The organism is Bacteroides sp. 3_2_5 (genome assembly GCF_000159855.2).
GTDB classification, from domain to species: Bacteria; Bacteroidota; Bacteroidia; order Bacteroidales; family Bacteroidaceae; genus Bacteroides; species Bacteroides fragilis.
Window position 1 is genome coordinate 1,955,503 of record NZ_JH636044.1, and the last position, 24,070, is coordinate 1,979,572.

Annotated in this window: 12 protein-coding genes; 10 read left to right on the forward strand and 2 right to left on the reverse strand. The window is 37.2% G+C overall.

The annotated features are described in order from the left end of the window. Positions 1-148: 148 nt before the first annotated feature. The 6 genes from BSHG_RS10015 (at position 149) to BSHG_RS09990 (ending at position 9,413) form a co-directional block, all read left to right on the forward strand. Positions 149-1,066 (forward strand): dihydrodipicolinate synthase family protein, encoded by a 918-nt coding sequence (locus tag BSHG_RS10015; protein WP_005786611.1) that lies wholly within the window; start codon positions 149-151, stop codon positions 1,064-1,066. A 23-nt stretch (positions 1,067-1,089) separates the two neighbouring features. After that, entirely contained in the window at positions 1,090-2,274 is a 1,185-nt protein-coding gene (locus BSHG_RS10010) for an AGE family epimerase/isomerase (protein ID WP_005786613.1), read from the forward strand. Positions 2,275-2,289: 15 nt separating this feature from the next. Further along, a complete protein-coding gene (locus BSHG_RS10005; protein WP_005793004.1) occupies positions 2,290-3,528 on the forward strand; it encodes an MFS transporter in 1,239 nt (412 codons plus the stop codon). A 14-nt stretch (positions 3,529-3,542) separates the two neighbouring features. Next, positions 3,543-3,989 carry a YhcH/YjgK/YiaL family protein gene (locus BSHG_RS10000; RefSeq protein ID WP_005795018.1) on the forward strand — a complete coding sequence of 149 codons (447 nt, stop codon included), beginning with the start codon at positions 3,543-3,545 and terminating at the stop codon, positions 3,987-3,989. 469 nt (positions 3,990-4,458) lie between these two features. Further along, positions 4,459-7,746 carry a SusC/RagA family TonB-linked outer membrane protein gene (locus BSHG_RS09995; protein WP_008659432.1) on the forward strand — a complete coding sequence of 1,096 codons (3,288 nt, stop codon included), beginning with the start codon at positions 4,459-4,461 and terminating at the stop codon, positions 7,744-7,746. 29 nt (positions 7,747-7,775) lie between these two features. Continuing rightward, on the forward strand, positions 7,776-9,413 hold the full coding sequence (locus BSHG_RS09990; protein WP_005800588.1) for a RagB/SusD family nutrient uptake outer membrane protein: 1,638 nt from the start codon (positions 7,776-7,778) through the stop codon (positions 9,411-9,413). Positions 9,414-9,768: 355 nt separating this feature from the next. Here the strand turns inward: BSHG_RS09990 and BSHG_RS09985 are convergent, their stop codons facing one another. After that, on the reverse strand, positions 9,769-11,019 hold the full coding sequence (locus tag BSHG_RS09985; protein WP_008659437.1) for an alpha/beta hydrolase family protein: 1,251 nt from the start codon (positions 11,017-11,019) through the stop codon (positions 9,769-9,771). A 690-nt stretch (positions 11,020-11,709) separates the two neighbouring features. Next, positions 11,710-13,032 carry an ATP-binding protein gene (locus BSHG_RS09980; protein ID WP_005792081.1) on the reverse strand — a complete coding sequence of 441 codons (1,323 nt, stop codon included), beginning with the start codon at positions 13,030-13,032 and terminating at the stop codon, positions 11,710-11,712. 480 nt (positions 13,033-13,512) lie between these two features. On the opposite strand from BSHG_RS09980, the gene BSHG_RS09975 reads away from it, so the two are divergent. The 4 genes from BSHG_RS09975 (at position 13,513) to nanU (ending at position 24,051) form a co-directional block, all read left to right on the forward strand. Beyond that, on the forward strand, positions 13,513-16,842 hold the full coding sequence (locus BSHG_RS09975; protein WP_008659441.1) for a SusC/RagA family TonB-linked outer membrane protein: 3,330 nt from the start codon (positions 13,513-13,515) through the stop codon (positions 16,840-16,842). A gap of 21 nt (positions 16,843-16,863) precedes the next feature. After that, complete coding sequence (locus BSHG_RS09970; RefSeq protein ID WP_008659443.1) at positions 16,864-18,432, forward strand: RagB/SusD family nutrient uptake outer membrane protein; 1,569 nt, start codon at positions 16,864-16,866, stop codon at positions 18,430-18,432. A 750-nt stretch (positions 18,433-19,182) separates the two neighbouring features. Then, on the forward strand, positions 19,183-22,452 hold the full coding sequence (locus tag BSHG_RS09965; protein WP_008659446.1) for a SusC/RagA family TonB-linked outer membrane protein: 3,270 nt from the start codon (positions 19,183-19,185) through the stop codon (positions 22,450-22,452). A 27-nt stretch (positions 22,453-22,479) separates the two neighbouring features. Then, on the forward strand, positions 22,480-24,051 hold the full coding sequence (nanU, locus tag BSHG_RS09960; RefSeq protein ID WP_008659450.1) for a SusD family outer membrane lipoprotein NanU: 1,572 nt from the start codon (positions 22,480-22,482) through the stop codon (positions 24,049-24,051). The last annotated feature ends 19 nt before the right edge of the window (positions 24,052-24,070 follow it).

The window sequence follows — 24,070 nt, forward strand, 5'->3', positions numbered from 1 at the left end:
ATTAATAAAATATTTTATTATATGATGATTGTTTAATAAATATGCGTATATTTGTAGCGATATACTAAGGATATCAAGAGTGTATTATGAAAAACTGTTCCCAATCTATATTAAAAATCTATATCATTAATATAAAAACGAAATTATCATGGAAAAGATTATTGGATTGATCAATGCCCCTTTTACTCCGTTTTATGAAAATGGAGAGGTTAATTATGAACCAATTGAAGCATATGCTAAGATGTTAGTAAAGAACGGACTGCAAGGAGTATTTATTAATGGATCTTCCGGTGAAGGATATATGTTGACCGATGAAGAACGTATGAAGCTTGCTGAACGTTGGGTAGAAGTTTCACCTAAAGGATTTAAGGTGATTGTACATGTAGGTAGTTGCTGTGTAAAATCAAGTCGCAAGCTTGCCGAACACGCTCAAAAAATCGGTGCATGGGGAATTGGTGCCATGGCTCCTCCTTTTCCTAAAGTAGGTCGTGTCGAAGAGCTGGTGAAGTATTGTGAAGAAATCGCTTGCGGTGCTCCCGATCTTCCTTTCTATTATTATCATATTCCTGCATTTAATGGAGCATTCTTGTCAATGGTTGCTTTCTTGGAAGCAGTAGACGGTCGTATTCCTAACTTTGCCGGAATAAAATATACTTTTGAAAGTATGTATGAATACAATCAGTGTCGTTTGTATAAAGGGGGTAAGTTTGATATGCTTCACGGACAAGATGAAACGATCCTTCCATGCCTAGCTATGGGAGGTGCCCAGGGAGGTATTGGCGGAACTACCAACTACAATGGTGTAAATCTGGTTGGTATTATAGAAGCATGGAAAGCAGGTGATCTTGAGAAAGCACGTGAATTACAGAATTTCTCTCAGGAAGTTATTAATGTCATTTGTCATTTCCGTGGAAATATCGTAGGTGGAAAACGAATCATGAAGTTGATAGGATTGGATTTGGGTAAAAATCGTACTCCTTTCCAGAATATGACGGACGATGAAGAAGTACGTATGAAGGCTGAACTGGAAGCTATTCATTTCTTCGATCGTTGCAATAAGTTTTAAGATAAACTAATACTGCGATTGTTATGAATACTACAGAATATTTACAGACTTGGTCTGACTCTTATAAAAATGACATGATAAGCAACATCATGCCTTTTTGGATGAAATATGGTTGGGATCGCAAGAACGGAGGTGTTTATACCTGCGTCGACCGTGATGGTCAGTTGATGGATACCACCAAATCTGTTTGGTTCCAAGGGAGATTTGCTTTTACATGTTCATATGCATATAATCACATTGAGCGTAATACTGAATGGTTGGCAGCTGCGAAAAGCACTCTCGATTTCATAGAAGCACATTGTTTTGATACGGATGGACGTATGTTTTTTGAAGTAACCGAGACCGGATTACCTATTCGTAAACGTCGTTATGTCTTTTCTGAAACATTTGCTGCTATTGCAATGTCCGAATATGCCATTGCATCAGGAGATCATAGTTATGCTGTAAAAGCTTTGAAATTGTTCAATGATATCCGTCACTTCCTTTCGACTCCGGGAATCCTGGAGCCCAAATATTGTGAACGTGTACAGATGAAGGGACATTCTATTATTATGATTCTTATCAATGTAGCTTCCCGCATTCGCGCCGCTATTAACGATCCGGTTTTGGATCGGCAAATAGAGGAGTCTATAGCGATTCTGCGCAAAGACTTTATGCATCCGGAGTTTAAAGCTCTGCTTGAGACTGTAGGTCCCAATGGAGAGTTTATAGATACGAATGCCACTCGTACCATTAATCCCGGCCATTGTATCGAGACCTCATGGTTTATTCTGGAAGAAGCCAAGAACCGCAATTGGGATAAGGAAATGGTTGATACAGCACTTACGATTCTGGATTGGTCGTGGGAGTGGGGCTGGGACAAAGAATACGGGGGTATTATAAATTTCCGTGATTGTCGAAACCTGCCTTCACAGGATTATGCCCATGACATGAAGTTCTGGTGGCCACAGACCGAAGCGATTATCGCAACTCTATATGCGTATCAAGCTACTAAAAATGAAAAATATCTGGCTATGCATAAACAGATCAGTGACTGGACTTATGCCCATTTTCCTGATGCAGAGTTTGGTGAATGGTATGGGTATCTCCATCGTGACGGAACGATTTCTCAGCCTGCGAAAGGAAATCTGTTTAAGGGACCATTCCACATTCCTAGAATGATGACGAAAGGCTACGCACTTTGTCAGGAATTACTGTCAGAAAAATAACCTCTTATTTTTATCATGAAAAACTCAAAAATTTATCCTTGGATAGTGGTTGCCCTCCTTTGGGGGGTAGCCCTACTCAATTATATGGACCGACAAATGCTTAGCACAATGAAAGATGCTATGCAGGTAGATATTGTGGAACTTCAGTCGGCAACCAATTTTGGCCGTTTAATGGCTGTTTTCCTTTGGATTTATGGCCTTATGAGCCCGATTTCCGGTATGATTGCCGATAGATTGAATCGCAAGTGGCTGATTGTCGGCAGTCTTTTTGTCTGGTCTTTTGTAACCTATTTGATGGGTATTGCAGAAACATTTAATCAGGTTTTTTGGCTGCGTGCATTAATGGGAGTGAGCGAAGCTCTTTATATTCCGGCCGGTCTTTCTCTTATTGCCGATTATCATACTGAAAAGTCACGTTCTTTAGCGGTCGGTATCCACATGACTGGTCTTTATACCGGACAAGCTATTGGTGGATTTGGAGCTACTGTTGCCGCTGCTTTCTCATGGCATACCACATTCCATTGGTTTGGTATTATTGGTATTGCCTATGCTTTGGTTTTGGTATTATTTCTGAAAGATAAGAAAGAACACGTTAAAACAGAACGTTTGAAACCTTCATCAAAGAATGGTGAAAAAGCTGGCTTGTTTAAAGGTTTGTCGTTGCTGTTCAGTAACATAGCTTTCTGGGTGATATTACTTTATTTTGCAGCACCTAGTTTGCCGGGTTGGGCTACTAAGAATTGGTTGCCTACTCTGTTCGCTGAAAATCTTGATATTCCAATGTCACAGGCCGGACCTATGTCGACTATCACGATTGCATTATCTTCATTTATTGGCGTGATTCTAGGTGGTACCCTTTCTGACAAATGGGTACAAAAGAACATCCGTGGTCGTGTATATACCGGCGCAATAGGCTTGGGATTGACTATTCCTTCTTTATTGTTATTGGGATTCGGGCATAGTTTTGTTGCTGTTGTGGGAGCCGGATTATTATTCGGTATCGGTTATGGTATTTTTGATGCTAATAATATGCCTATTCTTTGTCAGTTTGTCTCTTCAAAGTACCGTGCGACAGCATATGGTATCATGAATATGACCGGGGTATTTGCAGGAGCGTTTATCACGGATTTGTTGGGTAAGTGGACCGATGGAGGAAATTTAGGTTTAGGTTTTGCCATGTTAGCTATCATTGTATTTATTGCTTTGGCAGTGCAACTCTACTTCCTGCGTCCGAAGACAGATAATATGGAATAAAAAAATAAAAGGAAATGATTGTATCTAATTTGCAAAACAGTCAACGGGTGGAAGGACTCCACCCACTGTTTAAAACTCTGTTTGATTACGTAAAAACACATGATTTATTTCATGCCGAATTAGGACGAATTGAGATAGATGGTGATAATTTATTTATCAATAACGTGAATCCTGAGTGTGTTGCACGTGACAAGCAAGTTTTGGAACTACATCGCGATTATATTGATGTACATATTTTGTTGGAAGGTACTGAGACTATTGGTTGGAAGGCTATCGAAGATCTGAAAGATGAAGTGAAACCTTATGAGGCGAACGGTGATTGTGCTCTTTACTCTGATGCACCTACCACCTTTGTTGATTTGCTTCCTGGGCAATTCATGATAGTATATCCGGAGGATCCTCATGCTCCTCTTATAGGACAAGGTAAGATTCGTAAATTGATAGCAAAAGTTAAATTGTAGTTAGTTAAAACATATAGTTGAGTTATATAATTACCATCCTAATTATTAAATATTAATAATTAGGGTGGTTTTTTATTGTCACTCATGTTGTAAACTTATATCATCATTACTGGAGTTGTAATCTTATATCTGTATAAGGGGGAGGGGAGGAGGAAATGTTTTGGTGTTGCAAAATACTACTTTGATGTTATATATGACTTATAATCAGCATTATCCTGCTTTTACAGTGTTCGTGTTTTAAGTGGGGGAATGACTATTATGATACTGTTCTAAATGAATTAAATTCGTACATTATATATTGATAATTAATGTGTTGATATGGGATTAAGTAGATGATTTATAGGCATATAATGCTATTGCTTATTTAGTAATTTGAGGGTGATAATTTGATGTGGTTCCGATAGAACTTAGTTTAAATAACCAAAAACACATATAAACATCTTTATTATTAACTCAAAAAGCAATACTTATGAAGAAAACCATCTTCTTGATTTTGTGCATTTTATGTTCTCTTGGAGCCATGGCACAAAAGAAATCAATCACAGGTGTGGTTACGGATGCTAGCGGTGAATCAGTCATCGGAGCAAGTGTTGTCGAAGTCGGTACCACCAATGGTGTAATTACCGATATTAGCGGCAAGTTTACATTAATGGTCGATCCTAATGGAAAGATCAAAGTTTCTTATGTTGGGTATCAGCCTCAGGTACTCGATGTAAAGGGCAAAAATTCTTTTAATATTAAGTTGAAGGAAGATTCTGAAATGCTGGATGAAGTGGTAGTTACCGGTTATGGTGGTAAACAGCTACGTACGAAGGTTACGAACTCTATTTCAAAAGTAAAAGAAGAATCGTTAAAAGTCGGTTTGTTCTCTAATCCTGCACAGGCATTATCTGGGGCTGTTGCAGGTTTGAAGGTAACACAAGCTTCAGGTAGTCCGGGAGCAACTCCAACAATTGTATTGCGTGGGGGTACCAATCTTGACGGAACAGGATCTCCATTGGTTATGATTGATGGTCAGCTTCGCGATGGTTTGAGTGATATTAATCCTGAAGATATTGAATCAATGGAAGTCTTGAAGGATGCAGGTGCTACCGCTTTGTATGGTGCACGTGCTAGTAATGGTGTTATCTTAGTCACAACTAAAAATGGTAAAGCGGGTCACCGTGAAATAAACTTTAAAGCAAAATTAGGTCTTAACTATGTGAATAATCCATATGAATTCTTAGGAGGTGAGGATTATATCAACATTTTGCGTACCACCTATGCTAAATCTGGCTATAAGTGTTCTGATGGTGAATACGTGTCAATTGCTCCATTGAGTAATCTAACGGGAGCCTCTCCTTTTGGTACAGGGAATGTATTAGGTAAATCTGCTTGGAATATTATGGGAAAAACAGCAGATAATGCTTACTTGTTGCAGAAAGGCTGGAAGGAAATGGTTGATCCATTGGATCCTTCAAACATGATTATTTACAAAGATATTAATCCTGCCGATTATAATTTAAATAATCCTTCTTTCTCACAAGATTATAACATTAATATGTCAGGAGGTAATGATCGGGGGAGTTATTATGCCGGTCTGGGGTATAACCGTCAGGAAGGTCTTCCTGTTAGTACTTTTTATGAGCGTTATAGCTTTGTATTAAATGCCAGCTATAAAATAACAGATTGGCTGACAAGTACTTCCAATTTTAACTATAATCGCGCCAACTGGAAAAACATGCCGGGGTCAAATGGAAGTGAAGGAAACTATTTTGGTCGTATCATGTCAACTCCTCCTACGGCTCGTTTTGAAGACGAAGATGGAAATCCGACTTTAGGTCCCAACGTTGCTGATGGAAATCAGGCTTTTCAACCTGAAAAATGGCAAACCTTTAATCAAACAGATAAGTTTACCATGATTCAAGGATTTCAGATTGATATCATGAAAGGGCTGTTTATCAAAGGTACAGCAAACTGGTATTATTCTGAAGGCTTATATGAATCTTTCACTAAAGATTATATGGATAATATGTTGACTGAGCATTATACTAAAACACGCACAAGTACTGCCAAGTTTGAACGTAACTTTGCACAAACGTATAATGCGGTCCTGAACTTTACTCATACTTTTGCCAAAGACCACAATGTTAATTTAATGTTAGGTATGGAATATTATGATAACTACAAACGTGGATTTGAAGCAAAAGGAAGTGGTGCACCGACAGATGATTTCTCAGATCTGAGCTTAACAGATAACGGAAAAGGGAAACGTACTATTAATTCTTGGCATGAACAATATCGTATTCTTTCATATTTCGGCCGCCTAAATTATGACTATAAGAGTAAATATCTTCTATCTGCAGTATTCCGTCAAGATGGCTATTCGTCATTATTAGGCGATAACCGTTGGGGATTCTTCCCGGGTGTATCTGCTGGTTGGATTTTCGGTCAGGAGAATTTCATAAAAGAAGCTATTCCATTCTTGTCATTTGGTAAATTGCGTGCTAGTTATGGTGTTAACGGTAATGCTTCTGGTATTGGCGCCTACACTTTACAAGGCTCTTATAACACAGCCGTATATAATGGAAATACAGGTTTCCTAATTGGGACTTTACCTAATCCGGGATTGAGATGGGAAAAAACGAAAACGGCTGAAGTTGGTATGGATTTGAGTTTCTTTGAAAACCGCTTGAATGCAAACTTTACCTATTATAATCGTTTGACATCTGATAAGTATGCCGCTTTTAGTTTACCGTCAACGACCGGTTTTTCTTCTATTACTAATAACAATGGAAAATTCCGTAATAGTGGTGTTGAAATTGAACTGTCTGGAAAAATTCTAAAAACAAAAGATTGGAGTTGGGAAGCGTCCGCAAATATTTCATTTAATAAGAATAAAGTAGTTGCGTTACCTGATAACGGACTGGAACTTAACCGCCAGGGTGGACAACAAATCTATACAGGAGAGAAGTTCACCAATGAAAAAGGTGAAATAGAATATGCGAAAAAATGGGTTGGTGGCTATCAGGAAGGAAAAGAGCCGGGAGTAATGGTTGTTTATAAGTCAGAAGGAATTTATCGTAATTGGAATGAGATTCCCGGGGACTTGGTTATTACTTCCGGTAATTATTATGGTAAGAAAATGTACGGTCCTGAAGCATGGAAAAAATTGACTAAAGAACAGCAAAAGAATGCGTTGCCTATTATGCCGGGTGACATGAAATGGAAAGATATCAATGAAGATGGAATTATTGATTCTTATGATCAAATCGTAGCAGGTAATACAACTCCTCACTGGATCGGTGGTTTCAACACTACTTTGCGCTGGAAGAATTTTCAACTTTATGGTCGTTTTGACTTTGCTTTGGATTATTGGATCTATGACCACACTTTACCTGAGATATTCTTAGCTTGCGCTCAAGGTACTTATAATACAACTAAAGAGGTATTCAATACTTGGTCAGAAGAGAATCCCAATGCAAAATATCCCCGTTATGCATATGCAGATGTCTTAACGAACGCCAATTATGCACGAAACTCAACTATGTTTGCTTACAAAGGAAACTATTTGGCTATCAGGGAGATTTCTTTGAGTTATTCACTTCCCAAAGCATGGGCAAACAAAGCATATTGTCAAAAAGTAGATGTGTCAATCACCGGTCAGAATTTGGGATATATTACTTCTGCCAATGTAGCGACACCTGAAGTTTCTAATGCGGGATCAGGATATGCATTGCCAAGAACTCTCTTATTTGGATTGAATGTAACGTTCTAATGGTTAACTGATTAAAAAAAGAAAAATATATGAAAAGAATAAAATCTACAATATTATATGGCTTATTGGCAGCGTCTTCCGGAGTACTTTGTACTTCTTGTGCCGATAAATTAGATCTTTCCCCGATTGATTACTACGGGAGTGGTTCATATTGGAAAACAGAAGCACACGTAATAGGATATATGGATGGTATACATAAGCATTTACGTGATGCGGCCTTTCAACATACTTTTATTTGGGGAGAAGCCCGTGGCGGCGCTTTAATACCTTCCGGTACCAGTGCCGATGGCATGGGTATGTTATATGGTGACATAAAATTACAGAATTTTGACGAAGACCATACTGGAGGCATTAATAAATTTGGTGATATTTTTGGGCGGTTGACCAATATAAACCTTTTTATCGCCAGAGTAACGGATGCCACCTATATGGACGATACCAAAAAAGGATATTACCTTGGACAAGCTTATGGTTTAAGAGCCTTTTACTATTTCGACTTGTATCGTACTTATGGTGGTGTACCTTTACGTCTCACTGCAGATGTAGTAGAAGGAGTTATTGACCCCAATAAACTATACATGGCGCGTGCTACTCCCAAAGAAGTCATGGATCAAATAAAAAAAGACTTGGATAAATCCATGGAGTATTTTGGTGATAATAACTCATTTGATCCAAATAATCGTGGAAATAAAAAGGGATATTGGTCCAAAGCCGCTACTGAGTGCTTGATGGGTGAGGTTTATCTTTGGATTTCCAAGGTATCTACTGGGGATGATTCTGCGAATGAATCGAATCTGGAAATAGCAAAAACACATTTGCAAAACGTCTTGAGCAATTATGGACTGAAAATGTTAGATGACTTTTCATCAGTATTTGATGCCAAAAATGGAAAAGGAAATTCTGAAATCATATTTGCAGTTAGATATGCAGAAGGTGAGGCCACTAATAACAATAATTTGTTCACCTATGCAATGGCTACTGGAAGTACTAAAGATAATTATTTAGCTAATGGTGAAAAATTTCTTGATGCATTGAATATTGCCAATACTGGTAGTCAGCAGTTGGAATATAAACATGAGATTTATAATAGTTTTGATGTAACAGATACGCGACGTGAAGCTACATTTATTGCTTCATATAATAAAAATGTTGAGACAAATGAGCTGACCTTAAGAGGAACGCATGTTCGTAAAAACATTGGTTATGTGAATGCTCAGGGAAGCCGTATCTATTGTGGTGATTATATTATTTATCGCTTGCCACTTGTCTATTTAATGCTTGCCGAAATTGAGAATATGCAAGGAGGAAATGTTGCTCAATATATTAATATTGTTCGTAAACGTGCTTATGGCACTAATTGGAATGAGGCAATATACGGATATAAAAACTCTGATTATACGACAAATGAATTAGCGATTCTTCATGAAAAAGATAAAGAGTTCATTCAAGAGGGACAGCGTTGGTGGGATATTCGTCGCATGACATTGACTAAAGGAGGAAAACATCTCGTTTTTTGTAAAGAGGGAAGCATTGGAACAGATACGCCTACTTTAGACGAAACAACTGAGGCTCATAAAGTGCTTTGGCCGGTTGACAAAACCTTATTGGGTAATGATCCTTTGATTTATCAAACTCCGGGGTATGCTACTTATAAAAAACAAGAATAGGTATTATTAAATACGATTAATCTTGATTGCCAACATGCCGTGTACTTTGTTTAGTATACGGCATGTCCTTTGTCCGTCCATTAAGACGAGAAAGAGCTCGATAACTATCTATTTGCATAAAGGTAGATCCCGTTTATCCGTCCTCTGATTTGAATCATGACAAACTGAGACAGGCGAAATATCCCACTTTGGTGAAGTATTACAGTAAATTGTATCATAGATAAAGAATCGCCATGTACCGAACAGTATACGTGGTGATATGAGAGGGCGGATAACAAAATTCTTTTCTTCCTGTTTTTGTTTTCCGTCTACTCAATTAAAATTGATTGTTTATTTAAGTTTCAATTACTACATTTCATCTTTCTTCCAATAATTTTCTCAACCAGGGTACAACCAGTTCTGATTTAAAATAATGATTGGGACCATCTACATTTACCATCCGAAAATATTCATTACGATCTAGTCCTTCAGGTAAATATTCTACATTTTTTCGTGTATCCGGATCTGAGAACTTCTTATAATGATATATTTTCACGTTATCGGGAGTGCCTGCTATAGCATACGCTTTTCTCACAAGGTCCAAGTCTCGATCTAATCCTCCTTCGGTCAGTATGATAGGACGGGGTGCCAAAGCCGCTACGATGTCCGGAAAATTAAAATTTTTCCAGAAATCAGGTATTAAATGGCGTATAGAATTAGGGAATGGACGACGTCCGTTTTTGTCAGGCATAGTCATTACTTCCGCCCGTTCTTGAGTTTGACATAAGAAATCATTGTAAACAAAAGCATAAATTGAAGTATCAAGCGTACCCAATACCATCATAGGTTCGGTTCCCAGAGAAAATCCACTTACTACAATGCGATCTTTACGAATATGCTTCTGGGTCTTCATCCAATTTAAAACCTGCATATCCAAATATGAAGCATATCCCAAATAACTCCATCCCAACTCTAAAAGATAGCGAGATACAACATCGTAATCATAATTAGAGCCCAATGTATATCTCTCAAGGTCTGAGGCTTCTCCGGCAGCCGGGTTATCTACTGCCACTGCTATATACCCTTCTTTTACAAAGTTGAGGGCTTGGGTCAGTTTCGGATCTTTGTACCGGTCATTCAATTTGGGAGCTATCCCCGGTTCACCTGCAAGTCCCTCCTTATTTCCTCCGGAACCGGGAATACACAAAATGGCAGGTACGGGCTTGTTTATATTATCAGGTATTAAAACAAGAAAAGTAGAAACGCATTCAGGAAGCGGATAAAATTCCCATTTTTCTAATCGATACCCTTCCCGCTGTTCTCTTTTTATACAGACAGGAGCTGGAGAGTTTTTTATTTGAGGAAATTTCATTATTTCTTCCATCGCATGGCGAAGTCCCTTTTGCCATTTTCGAAATTCTTTGGGAGAAAACTCTCTATGAAAAGCATAGCGTGGCTCAGTATTTCTGAGCATGGCATGCACTACACCATAAGAACTTGAGAATCGCCCGTCCTCACGTACAGACTTAATTAAATTATGATTCTTAGGAGACCAGTCATCGGACTGAGCATATAGGCTGCCATTAAAAAACAGTGATATTCCAATTATTAAAAAAATATTTTTCATTTGATTTAAATTTTATAGATATTACAAATATAGTTTTATTTTTTTGATATACTCCTTTTTAATTGTCGAAATATACAATTAGACATATAGTAAGTGACAAGATAAAATATGATGCAAAAAGATAGCATTTTATTTGTTTGGGAATCCTGTAATTTTATCACTAATCCTACAGATTGAAGATAATATGAATAAATTGGGGAATAATATACTGTATTGGCGAAAGTAGTGTATATAAATTCGTTATAACTACCGGAAGATATTAACTGATTAAAATCAGAATGTTAACTTTGTGTTTTCAAGAAGTTAACTTCGTGCAGATACGAAATTAATTTCTTGAAAACAAATTGTTAGTTCTCTGTCAACAGACGCTCTAAATCACTGTTAAGAGTGTGAAAAGAATCTTTTATATGTTCTATCTGACAATGAAATTAAGAAAGAAGAAATATGTGATAATATTCCTTTTTTGAAATTTTCCCAAATAAGAATAAGTCGTAAATAGGTAAAAACATTCTATTTGGTAGTAGAATGATAATTTTACTTTCCCTTTGATTTTGTGAAATGGTTCAGATTTTGTTTTTTCTATTACGGTTCCGGTCACTCCTTTGATTAGCACGATACAGGGACATCAAGATATACAAAATGTCAGCTCTGTACCAATATAGCAAATTGATAAAAGGGGGATTCAATCTACTACATATCCTCTAATGATAAGCAGACTGTGTTTATTTGATATTTAGCCAGGACTTTATTCTCTAAGTGTTCCACTTTCTTTTGGAAAAGTTCTGGCTTGAAATTCTTTTTTTGACGTTTGACTTCTGCTACAATTGCACTTTTGTTATCTAAATAAATAGCTACAATGTCAATTTCATTCTGATTGCCTTTAGGCTCCCACCACGAACCAATAAGACGGAACTCGTAACTTTCAGCATATTTTTGTTTGAAATACTGTTCCAGGATTTTTCCTGAATATGTCGGATAGTCAGCTTTTATTAATTTTCGTAAGCCAATGAAATTTTTTATTTCAATGAGTGAACGATTTCTATCGAAATAATTAAACCAGAAATGAATAAAGTTATCGCATATCCCATATCTGACAGTTTGAGAACCCTCTTTTGAAAAGACAGGACGTTGGCGCACTACTATGTTATAATCTTCAATTAATCGCTTTAGATAACCGCCCAAACTCTTTTCGCCAAGCAACGCTTCTATTTCTGTCTGAGTATTATATCCACCTGAGATAGCACTTAGGATTGAGAAATAGGTACCATAATTCTTGCCGAATTCTTCTATTAACAGATTTTTTCCTTCATCTGTAAAAGGGGAGTTGTCTCTGACCATGAAATCAATCATTCCATCAACGGTTAATACTCTGTTATCACAAAATAATTCAACGTATTTAGGAACCCCACCGGAAAATGAGTATAGTGCCAATAAATCATCATTTGTATATTGGGGATGATAGTCTTTTATGATTTTCTTTAAAACATTCAGACTGAAAGCTGAAAGTTTTATAATATTGTCAGCACGGCCAAAAAGAGGTTCCTTTTCATTATGGAAAATCTTTTCCATTAAAGAATAAATAGAACCACTCACAACGAAATTCATGTGAGTTTTTTGTCTATACTGATCCCAGATATCTTGTATATCACTATAAATCGACTTATTGATATTATAGAATTCTTGAAACTCATCTATAACCAAATTGAATGACTGTCTGGTAGCAACTTCCATAATATACCGAAAGAGAGATTTGAAAGTCGATATTTCTTCTGGCACATAAATATCAAGTGCTTGGGAAACTAAAGTTATGAATTCCCTACATAAAGATGCTTCATTTTTTCTCCCCACAAATAAATAGATAGTAGGAGTTTTTTCAAAAGCTCTCATAATAAGACTTGTTTTACCTATTCTTCTCCTTCCGGTAACTACTGTCAGACGAGAGTTCTCTTCAAAAGATAATTCTTGTATCCTTTGTAATTCAGCTAATTCATTCTCCCTATTGTAAAACTTCATATCCTTTGTTTATTAAGTCTTGATTCTGTAACGATGGTTACTGTAACCGCGGTTACAAAGATAATCCTATTTTTATTATTTCAATTACAATATTTTATAAGATTCTTCTTACAGTTTGTATAATAATGTTAATGGCTAATTGTGTGCTTCTCGATACGTCATTTTATACATGTCAACTATTTTAAACTAATGAGTTATTTATTATTCTATAAGTTAATTATGAAGATTATATTTATAATATAGCATTATTTGTTTGTCTTTTATACCCTTATGCTACCATTGGATTTTATAAATAATAAGTCTGAATTTTTCTTTTTTATAATACTATTTGATATTTAATCTTTTGTATATAAGTTCTTTATGTGATATGGCTATTATGACTTTTTTCTCCATTTTTCGCCTACCGTCCCGATAGAACTTAGTTTAAATAACCAAAAACACATATAAACATCTTTATTATTAACTCAAAAAGCAATACTTATGAAGAAAACCATCTTCTTGATTTTGTGCATTTTATGTTCTCTTGGAGCCATGGCACAAAAGAAATCAATCACAGGTGTGGTTACGGATGCTAGCGGTGAATCAGTCATCGGAGCAAGTGTTGTCGAAGTCGGTACCACCAATGGTGTAATTACCGATATTAGCGGCAAGTTTACATTAATGGTCGATCCTAACGGAAAGATCAAAGTTTCTTATGTTGGGTATCAGCCTCAGGTACTCGATGTAAAGGGCAAAAATTCTTTCAATATTAAATTGAAAGAAGACTCTGAAATGTTGGATGAAGTAGTAGTCACAGGATATGGTGGCAAACAGTTGCGTACCAAAGTGACCAATTCAATTGGCAAAGTAAAGGAAGATGTTCTACAAAAAGGACTCTTTTCCAATCCGGCACAAGCTTTGTCTGGGGCGGTATCGGGTGTACGTGTTCTTCAGACCTCAGGTGATCCAGGAGCTACTCCTACTATAATCCTACGTGGTGGTACCGATTATAACGGAACGGGATCTCCATTAGTGTTAGTAGACGGACAAGTCCGTGGAAGTCTGAGTGATATCAATCCTGAGGATATTGAGTCAATGGAAGTCCTAAAAGACGCCGGTGCCACTGCTATTTATGGTGCTCGCGCTAATAATGGTGTAATCTTAGTTACTACTAAACGTGGTAAAGAAGGTAAAGGTGAGGTCAGTGTAAAGGCTAAAGTCGGTATCAACTATTACAATAATCCTTATGAATTTATGAATGCCGGCGATTATATCTATTGGATGCGTACGGCATATCAACGTTCTGGGCAAATCTATAAAGATTCCAAAGGTAATTGGGTTGGTACAGCAGATATGAATAGTCTAAATAATGCAACTCCCTATGGTACGGGTAATCTCTATTTTGATCCTAGTACCGGGGCCGTACTTGATGGAAATAAAGACGTGCGTGCCGTATGGAGTACAATGAAATATACGGATGATCTGGCTTTTTTATTGAAGCAAGGTTGGCAAACCATGACAGATCCTGTATATGGTGATCAAATAATTTATAAGAATACAGATCCTGCCTCGTTCAACCTACATACTCCATCACTTTCTCAAGACTACAATATCAGTATTTCTGGAGGTAACGATAAAGGAAATTATTATGCTGGAATCGGATATAATAATACAGATGGTACAGCTACAGGGAATTGGTATAAACGTCTAACATTTACGTTTAATGCTGATTATAAAATCAAACCTTGGCTTACATCCAGTTCATCGTTTAATTTTGCAGATGCTACTTGGTATGGACTTTCTCCTGGTTCCAGAGGTGAAGTGGAATATTTCAATCGAATGCTTTCATTACCTCCTACATTCCGTGGTTACAACGCTGATGGTGAAATGTTATTAGGTCCTAATTCTTCTGATGGGAACCAGTCATTCAATTTAAGTAAGTTTAAGCGTGATAACAACACCGACAAATTTACCATGGTACAATCCTTCGATATAAAATTAATGAAAGGACTGAATTTAAAGTTGACAGCAAACTGGTACTTTGATGAAGCTAAATATGAAGCATTCAATCAAGACTACTTGTCAAGTCCCAATAACATGAATACATCTCGTTCTACATCAGCAGAATTTGATAGAACGCTCAATCAGACCTACAATGCGGTTTTAAATTATGATTATCAAATTACGAAAGATCATTATCTGGCTGCAATGTTAGGTTTTGAATACTACGATGCTTATCAAAAAGGATTTAACGCTTCTGGATCGGGTGCTCCGACTGACGATTTTGGTGATCTTCAATTTACAAGTAATGAAGAAGGAAAACGTAATATTGATTCATGGCATAGTCGCCAACGCATTATGTCTTTCTTTGGGCGTGTGAATTATGACTTCCAAAGCAAATATTTGGTATCATTCGTATTAAGAAAGGATGGCTACTCTAAATTAGCAAAAGACAACCGTTGGGGAGTATTTCCCGGAATTTCAGCAGGATGGGTTTTCGGAAAAGAGAAATTTATGGAATCCCTCCAACAAGTAGTTTCCTTTGCCAAATTGCGCGCAAGTTATGGATTGAATGGAAATGTAAATAAAGATTGGGTCGGTAATTACACAGTGCAGGGATCTTACGGAAGTAATAAATATAACGGCAATACTGGGTATCTATTAGGTTCTCTCCCTATTCCTTATTTACAATGGGAACGTTCACAAACTTTTGAAGTAGGTATGGATTTAAGTTTTCTTGAAAACAGAATCAATACTAACATGACGTATTACAATCGTAGAACGGAAGATAAATATGCCACTATTCCTTTGCCATCTTCATCAGGGGTTTCCGGTATAACCTCAAATAACGGTAAATTACAGAATCAAGGACTTGAGCTGGAATTTGGTTTTAAAGTGCTTGAGAAACGTGATTGGAAGTGGAATATCAATCTGAACGCTGCCTATAACATAAACAAAATTCTGGAATTGCCATACAATGGACTGGAGAGAAATCGTCAGAATGCCATGGAGGTGTATACAGGTCGCAAATTGGATGATGGCAGCTATGAGAAGATGTGGGTAGGAGGTTATCAGGAAGGACAGCGCCCAGGTGACATCTATGCATACAAAGCAGAAGGATTATACAGAAGCGAATCCGAAATTCCAGGAAATTTGATCGATAAGTCTACAGGAAATAACAGCTCAAACAATAAGATTTTGTATGGTCCGGAAGCATGGGCTAAATTAACAGATCAGGAAAAAAGTAAAGGTTTACCTATACAACCTGGAGATGTAAAGTGGAAAGATGTGAATAATGATGGCGTCATTGACGTATATGATCAAGTGAAAGTCGGTAATACAACGCCCAAATGGACTGGTGGCTTCAATACGACTGTATCATGGAAAGATCTGACATTATCAGCACGTTTTGATTATGCTTTAGGCTTTACTGTAATTGATTGGAAGACTCCTTGGATCATGGGTAATATGCAGGGAACTTATAATACAATCTCAGATACCAAAAATACATGGTCACCTGAAAATCCAAACGCCAAATATCCAACTTACACGTGGGCTGATCAGTTAGGAAAACGTAATTATGCACGTAGTAGTTCTATGTTCACTTTCAATGGTAATTATCTAGCTCTTCGTGAACTTAGCTTAGCATATAGATTACCCTCACAATTAATTAAAAAAGCTGGAATGAACGATGTTTCCTTCTCTATTACTGGACAAAATCTTGGCTATCTGACAGAAGCTGAGCATATGCACTCTCCTGAGAGCAGTAGTAATAATGGAGGATATCCATTACCACGAACTATTATTTTTGGAGTAAATGTTTCCTTTTAAAAAATTAACATTGTAACAAATATGAAAAAGATAACATCTATTTTATTATTCTTATCAGCGTTGCTGTATGTTTCATGTGACGCTTTAGATCTTTCGCCAGAAGATTATTACGGCAGTGGTAACTTTTGGACTAAAGAAGCTCAAGTAGAAGGATATATGAATGGCTTACACAATAATTTACGAAGTTCCTATACCATGTTTTATGTACTTGGGGAAGCTCGTGGAGGTACATCTCGTTATGGCACATCTTCGTTGGGTACATCTATGTCTTATAGTGATCCTATTAAAAACAATATGTTGACTAAAGACAATACCGGTATTAGTAATTGGTATGATTTATATGGTAGAATTATGCAGGTAAACCATTTTATATCGGAGGTGTCAAACGGATGTTCCTTTTTAAGTGAAAGTAAAAAAGGATTTTACTTGGGACAGGCATACGGTTTGAGAGCATTGTATTATTTTATGTTATATAAAACTTATGGTGGCGTACCTTTGATTACTGATGTCAAAGTGCTTGAAGGAGGAAAGATATCTGCAGATGCCCTTTATACGGAACGTTCTACTCCTGAAACAATACTCAAATTTATTAAAAGTGATCTTGAGGCTTCTGAATTAAATTTTGGAAATAATGTTACTATAGATAGAGCAATGTGGACAAAATATGCAACCTTAATGTTAAAAGCTGAAGTTTACATGTGGTCAGCAAAAGTGACTACAGGCGATCATCAAGCCACAGGAAATAGTGATTTGGCAATTGCTCAGACAGCTCTCCAGCCTTTAATCAACCAATTCTCGTTATTAGATAATTTTTCAGAGGTCTTCTCTAAAAAAGCAAATGATGAAATTATTTTTGCCATTCGTTTTAAAGATGGAGAAGCAACTAATTGGGCCGGTCCTTTTATTTATTATGGTAATATATTCGAAGGGCAACGCTATGGCCGTGATGGCAAATTAATGCAGGATACTTTAGATTTGAAAGGGACAGTAGGGCAATTCCTTCATGAATATAAGAAGGCACTTTGGGATTCATATGATGATGAAGATATGCGACGCGACGCTACTTTCATGGATCATTATGGTAGTGCCCAAAAGGAAGGATTTGGCATTGCTATGAAAAAGGGTATCGGTTCTGTCAATTCTAACAACCAGCGTATATTTGATACAGATATTATTGTATATCGTTATGCCGATGTACTATTGATGATGGCAGAAATAGAAAATGCCCTTTCAGGAAAATGTGCAAATTACGTTAATGAAGTACGTAAGCGGGCTTATGGTAAGAACTGGCATCCACAATTCGCATACACTGATGGAAGTTATGCTGACAATGAGTTAACTATTTTACATGAACGTGATAAAGAATTTGTTTGGGAAGGTAAACGTTGGTTTGATGTAGTACGTATGCACGATGCAAACGGAAAATCATTAGCTTTTTCAGTAGCAGCTAATTATCCCAACAATGAGACTCCTGATGAAAGAGTTCCATTAATTAAAGAAAGTGAAGCCCATAAGTTGTTGTGGCCGATAGACGTCAATACATTAAATAATGACCCAAAATTGGAACAAACACCAGGGTATGATAAGTGAGAAATTGAAGACATCACTTAGAAATATTCTTTAAATACCATCAATATAAGCCAACTGACAATAAATCAGTTGGCTTTTTATTGTTAATCTATTCTCCTGCTGAAAGCAGAGCACACACATTTTATAGACTTTAGGAAATTATTCTGATAATATTATTAGGGTATTTTCAACTCTATATACCTTAAAAGTAATTAAAAACACTTATTATAAAGAGGAGGCCATTTATTCTTTTCAAGTCACATACGAAACTTCTTCTTAAGATTGGAAACAGTCTATTTGTGTTTATAAATTCAATTACTTTTTCACAATATCGGCCATATACTAACTACGGTTGGCCATATAATTCTACTTTCGATATTACTTTATAGCTGAAGATTGTATAATAATGTTAAATACATTATTGTGATTATTGCTATACTTGCTTCTTTCCTTGTCTTTCTTTTTCGCACTCGATCAAGAAAAGCATTTTTATTATTTCATGGAATGGATTTATACCTTTTTCCTTTTTCATGGAGTATTTCTTTATTATTTTATACTGTTATGATACCATCGCTTTTTAGCTGAAATAAGTATTGAAATCTTCATTTGTTTTTGATTTTTACAGATTCAATCTATTGATTATAAATGCGTTATGCGATAATTTTATTACGTATTTTTTCTCCATTTTCGCCTACCGTCCCGATAGAACTTAGTTTAAATAACCAAAAACACATATAAACATCTTTATTATTAACTCAAAAAGCAATACTTATGAAGAAAACCATCTTCTTGATTTTGTGCATTTTATGTTCTCTTGGAGCCATGGCACAAAAGAAATCAATCACAGGTGTGGTTACGGATGCTAGCGGTGAATCAGTCATCGGAGCAAGTGTCGTTGAAGTCGGTACAACTAATGGTACCATAACTAACTTTGACGGCGAGTTCTCTTTAACGATAGCTACTGGTGCTAAATTTACAGTTAGCTATATTGGGTATAAATCTCAGACGATTACTGTTGGTGCTGAAAATACCTATAAGATAGTACTGAAGGAAGACACAGAAGTGTTGGATGAAGTAGTGATAACAGGATATGGAGGTTCACAAAAGCGTGCTACTTTGACTACTGCTATCTCTAAATTGGATAACTCGGTACTTAAAAATGCGGCTTTCAGCAACGCAGGACAATCCTTGCAAGGCTCTGTAACAGGACTCCGTGTTGTGAACAAGACAGGTCAACCCGGTAGTGAACCGGATATTACATTACGTGGTGGTGCCACTATTACAGGTGATAATAGTAAAGCACTTATCGTAGTCGATGGTATTGTCCGCAATAGTATGAGCGATATCAATCCTTCCGATATTGAGTCGATTCAAGTCCTTAAAGATGCTGCTTCAACCGCGATTTATGGAGCGCGTGCCAATGGCGGTGTTATTTTGGTTGAGACTAAAAGTGGTAAAGAAGGTAAAGCATCTGTTAACTATAAATTCAAAATGGGTGTGAATTTCGCTCGTAAAGGTTATGACTTTTGCGATGCGCACGACTACATCTACTACAATCGTTTAGGTTACAAAAGAACCGGACGTACCAATGTAGATACACAAATGGGATATGGTATTGGTAACAATCTATTTGACATCCGTTATTTGACAGATGAAAACGCTAACTTAAAGAATGAAGGTTGGGCTTCTATGGCAGACCCATTTTATGATGGAAAAACAATTCTATATAAAGACTACTCAGGTGAGTTGGATGATGTTGTTTTCAATAATAGCGCTTTGACACAAGACCATTATGTAAACATTACAGGCGGTAACGATAAAGGAACCTTCTCTGCCAGCCTAGGCTATTACAAAGAAGATGGTCAGATTAGAGGTACCGGATACGAACGTTTCAATGGAGCATTGAACGGTTCGTATAAAGTATTCCCTTTTTTGACGGTAAAGGCAAATGCGACTTACTCTTGGTCAACTCAACCGGAACTCTGGATCGGTCAATATGAATTTTTCTACCGTACACGCTCTCAACGTCCGACATGGAATCCTTGGAATGAAGATGGAACTCCGGCCTCCGGTTTCGGTACAGGAGACGGTAATCCCGATTATTACAGAGATAAGTTGACGAGCGAGAACAGCACTAATAAATCAACCTACAGTGTTGGATTTGCCCTTGACATTTTACCTAAAAAATTAGTGTTAAATGGCAATGCTTCACTTTATCGTTATGACTGGCAGAGAGAGAAGTTTAATAAATCTTATCAAGCTCAATCTTCCGCAACTCCTGACAATACACGCCAGGCTGAGGCTTATGTTCAGAAATACAATCAAATTCAGTTGAACGGAACACTGACATACACAGATACTTTTGCAGAAAAGCATAATCTGGAAGCAATGTTAGGAACCGAATATTTCACTTATGATCAGTTCGATTTTGAAGCTAAAACTCAAAATTCTCCGACTGATGATATTCCTACCTTAAACGCAGGCTCTACAAGAACCTATACTTCAACAACCAAAACAGCATATCGTATTCTTTCCGGATTCGGACGTATTAACTATAACTACGATATGAGATATTTAATTTCGTTTGTTGCTCGTTATGACGGTATTTCGAAACTGAAAGATAATCGTTGGGGATTCTTCCCGGGTGTGTCTGTCGGTTGGAATATTATGGAAGAAAGATTCTGGAAAGACTCTAAGATATCAGGAGTTATTTCTAACTTGAAACCCCGTTTGAGCTATGGTGTCAATGGAAATGTGAATGGAATCGGAAATTTTGATGTATATGGCGCATATTCACAAGTAGGCGCAAAAACATACGGAGGTTCAACCGCATTCTACAATTCAGGTTTGGTAAACACTGGATTACGTTGGGAACAAAGTCAGTCATTTGAAGCAGGACTTGACATCGGATTCTTAAATAATCGTTTGAGCTTTATCCTCGACTATTATAACCGTACTACAAAGGATTTGTTAACCAAACAAGCTCTTCCGGGATATACCGGTTTCACGGAAATCATGACCAATATGGGAACTCTGCGTAATTATGGTTTTGAAATGGAAGTCAGAGCTAATATTCTGAATAATCCGAAAGGGTTAACATGGGATGTAACAGCCAACCTGTCTTCTGTTGCAAATAAGATCGTAAAATTGCCCTACAATGGTAATCCCAATAATCGTGTTGGTGGTTATGAAGTAGCAACCGGACGTAAAAAAGCCGATGGAACAGATGAAACCAAATGGATCGCCGGTCGTCAGGAAGGTGGTAAACTGGGAGAACTAGTTGCCTATAAACAAAACCACATATTCAAAGATTGGGATGATGTGAAAAAATATGCCAATAATCGTATCGATGAGGTAGCCAACTTATATGGTCCGGGACTTGCAGCCCAATATGCCGGAAAAGAGGGATGGCAACCTATCGAACCGGGTGATGTTTGCTGGGAAGACATTAATGGCGATGGTGTTATTAATGGATACGACCGTCAAGTAGTAGGAAATATATTCCCAAAAGTTACCGGTGGATTCTCTACTACATTGGGTTATAAAAACCTCTCTTTATATGCCCGTTTCGATTATGCTTTAGGACATACGATTTATAATGACCTTGCAGCACGTTCATTGGGGCAATATCAAGGTTCGTTCAACATCATTAAAGAAGTTAAAAAAACATGGAGTGAAACAAATACCGATACTGATCTGCCTGCATTCTATTATGCCGACCAGTTAAGTAAGAAGAATATAACACGTTCAAATAATGGTCTTACGGCTATTGACAATAACAGTTCACGTTTCTATGAAAAAGGTGACTATTTGGCCCTTCGTGAACTGACATTGAACTATAATCTGCCTAAAACATGGATTAGTAAAGTAGGCATGACAGATGCCTCAGTTTATGTAACAGGTCAGAATCTATTCTATATCACCGGATACACAGGCGTTTCACCTGAACCGGCTGTAGATACGACTTATGGCCGTGGAATAGATAACGGCCGTTATCCTACTCCGAGAACAGTTTTATTCGGTTTGTCAGTGACATTCTAATTATATATGACTAATACAAATAGCATTATGAAGAAAATATTTACATATATGTTAGCAGGGCTTTCTCTCCTGCTGTTTTCAAGATGTGATGCGCTGGATATTGATCCTACCAGTTCTATTGCAGATAATAATTACTGGAAGACAGAGGCCCAGTTCAGCACTTTTAATGTGGGGTTGCACGCATTGCTTAGAGAATGCAGCTTTAACTTTTTCTTGTTAGGTGAGCCTCGTGCAGATATTTACGGAGATGTTCCTTTCGGAGGAGAAGCAACTCAAGGTATGGAGCGTCTGCCTTTCAATACAATCAATAAAGAGAATACAGGAATAAGCAACTTCGCAGGAATGTACAAAGTGATCAATCAGATCAATCTGATGATAGCCAAAACAAAGGAAACGACAGTACTCTCCGAAGCTGGTAAAAACTATTACTTAGGCGAAGCTTATGGAATGCGTGCTTATCTTTATTTCCATTTGCTACGCTCTTGGGGAGATGTTATCCTCTATCTTGACTATACGAATGGGGCTTCTTTGGATTTAAGCAATCTATCAAAAGCAGCTTCTCCTGCGGAGGAGGTGATGAAGCAAATCAAAGAAGACATTACAGCGTCCGAAAAAGGATTTGGCAGCGATTATTCTTTCAAATATGGCAGATATTACTGGTCGATGGCTGCTACACAGATGTTAAAAGGTGAGGTTTATTTATGGAGTGGTCGCCAAATGGGTGGCGGTACAGCCGACTATACTACAGCCAAAACTGCTTTGCAATCAATCGTCAGCAATGCAAATGTTAGTTTGCAAGATGATTTCTCAAAAGTATTTGCTTATAACAATAAAGACAACTCTGAAATCATTTTCTCAATACGTAACGCTAAAGACGAGTATAATATGTGGGACGATAAATTCAGACAGAACCTGGTGCCCCAACAAGCATATATGACCTCTACTTATTGCAATAAAGAGGGAGTGTCATTTAAAGATTTGCCCGAAGGACAATTGAACGGTTTGATTCGTCTACAGATAAGATATGATTTGTACAATAAAGCATTCCGCGATGGAGACACCCGTAAAGATGCTTCTATGACGGCAGTCTACCAGAAACAGCAGGATGGTACAGTTAAATATATTGCTCCATTTTGTAATAAATACCAGGGAGTTCTACTTGATGGAGCTTCACAACGTAGCTTCTTGAATGATTATCCAATCTACCGATATGCCGACTGCCTGTTATTGCTTGCTGAGGCTAAAGCATTGTTGGGTGAGGATCCGACTGCCGAAATTAATCAGGTCCGTGAACGTGCTTATGGAAAAGAATTCTTTGAAGCCAACAAAGCTACATTGGCTTATCCCAATGATAAAGGAGACTTCTATACAGATAATAAATATATGTCCGGTGACGAAGATCCTTTGGAAGCTATTTTGAAAGAACGTATGCGTGAGTTTATGTTTGAGGGAAAACGTTGGTATGACTTAAGATTGCTCGGTGCAGACTATGTGACTAAACGTACTTCAGCCGTTGCTACCCGCTTATTATGGCCGATCAACGAAAGTGTATTGACAGATAATCCGGCATTAAAACAAACTCCGGGATATCAGAATTGATTATCAAGCATATCAACTT

What these genes read in the sequence shown, in the direction of transcription:
- BSHG_RS10015 (WP_005786611.1), top strand. Translation starts at nt 149, where the DNA reads ATGGAAAAGATTATTGGATTGATCAATGCCCCTTTTACTCCGTTTTAT.
- BSHG_RS09975 (WP_008659441.1), top strand. Translation starts at nt 13,513, where the DNA reads ATGAAGAAAACCATCTTCTTGATTTTGTGCATTTTATGTTCTCTTGGA.
- BSHG_RS09980 (WP_005792081.1), bottom strand. Translation starts at nt 13,032, where the DNA reads ATGAAGTTTTACAATAGGGAGAATGAATTAGCTGAATTACAAAGGATA.
- BSHG_RS09985 (WP_008659437.1), bottom strand. Translation starts at nt 11,019, where the DNA reads ATGAAAAATATTTTTTTAATAATTGGAATATCACTGTTTTTTAATGGC.
- BSHG_RS10000 (WP_005795018.1), top strand. Translation starts at nt 3,543, where the DNA reads ATGATTGTATCTAATTTGCAAAACAGTCAACGGGTGGAAGGACTCCAC.
- nanU (WP_008659450.1), top strand. Translation starts at nt 22,480, where the DNA reads ATGAAGAAAATATTTACATATATGTTAGCAGGGCTTTCTCTCCTGCTG.
- BSHG_RS09995 (WP_008659432.1), top strand. Translation starts at nt 4,459, where the DNA reads ATGAAGAAAACCATCTTCTTGATTTTGTGCATTTTATGTTCTCTTGGA.
- BSHG_RS10010 (WP_005786613.1), top strand. Translation starts at nt 1,090, where the DNA reads ATGAATACTACAGAATATTTACAGACTTGGTCTGACTCTTATAAAAAT.
- BSHG_RS09970 (WP_008659443.1), top strand. Translation starts at nt 16,864, where the DNA reads ATGAAAAAGATAACATCTATTTTATTATTCTTATCAGCGTTGCTGTAT.
- BSHG_RS09990 (WP_005800588.1), top strand. Translation starts at nt 7,776, where the DNA reads ATGAAAAGAATAAAATCTACAATATTATATGGCTTATTGGCAGCGTCT.
- BSHG_RS09965 (WP_008659446.1), top strand. Translation starts at nt 19,183, where the DNA reads ATGAAGAAAACCATCTTCTTGATTTTGTGCATTTTATGTTCTCTTGGA.
- BSHG_RS10005 (WP_005793004.1), top strand. Translation starts at nt 2,290, where the DNA reads ATGAAAAACTCAAAAATTTATCCTTGGATAGTGGTTGCCCTCCTTTGG.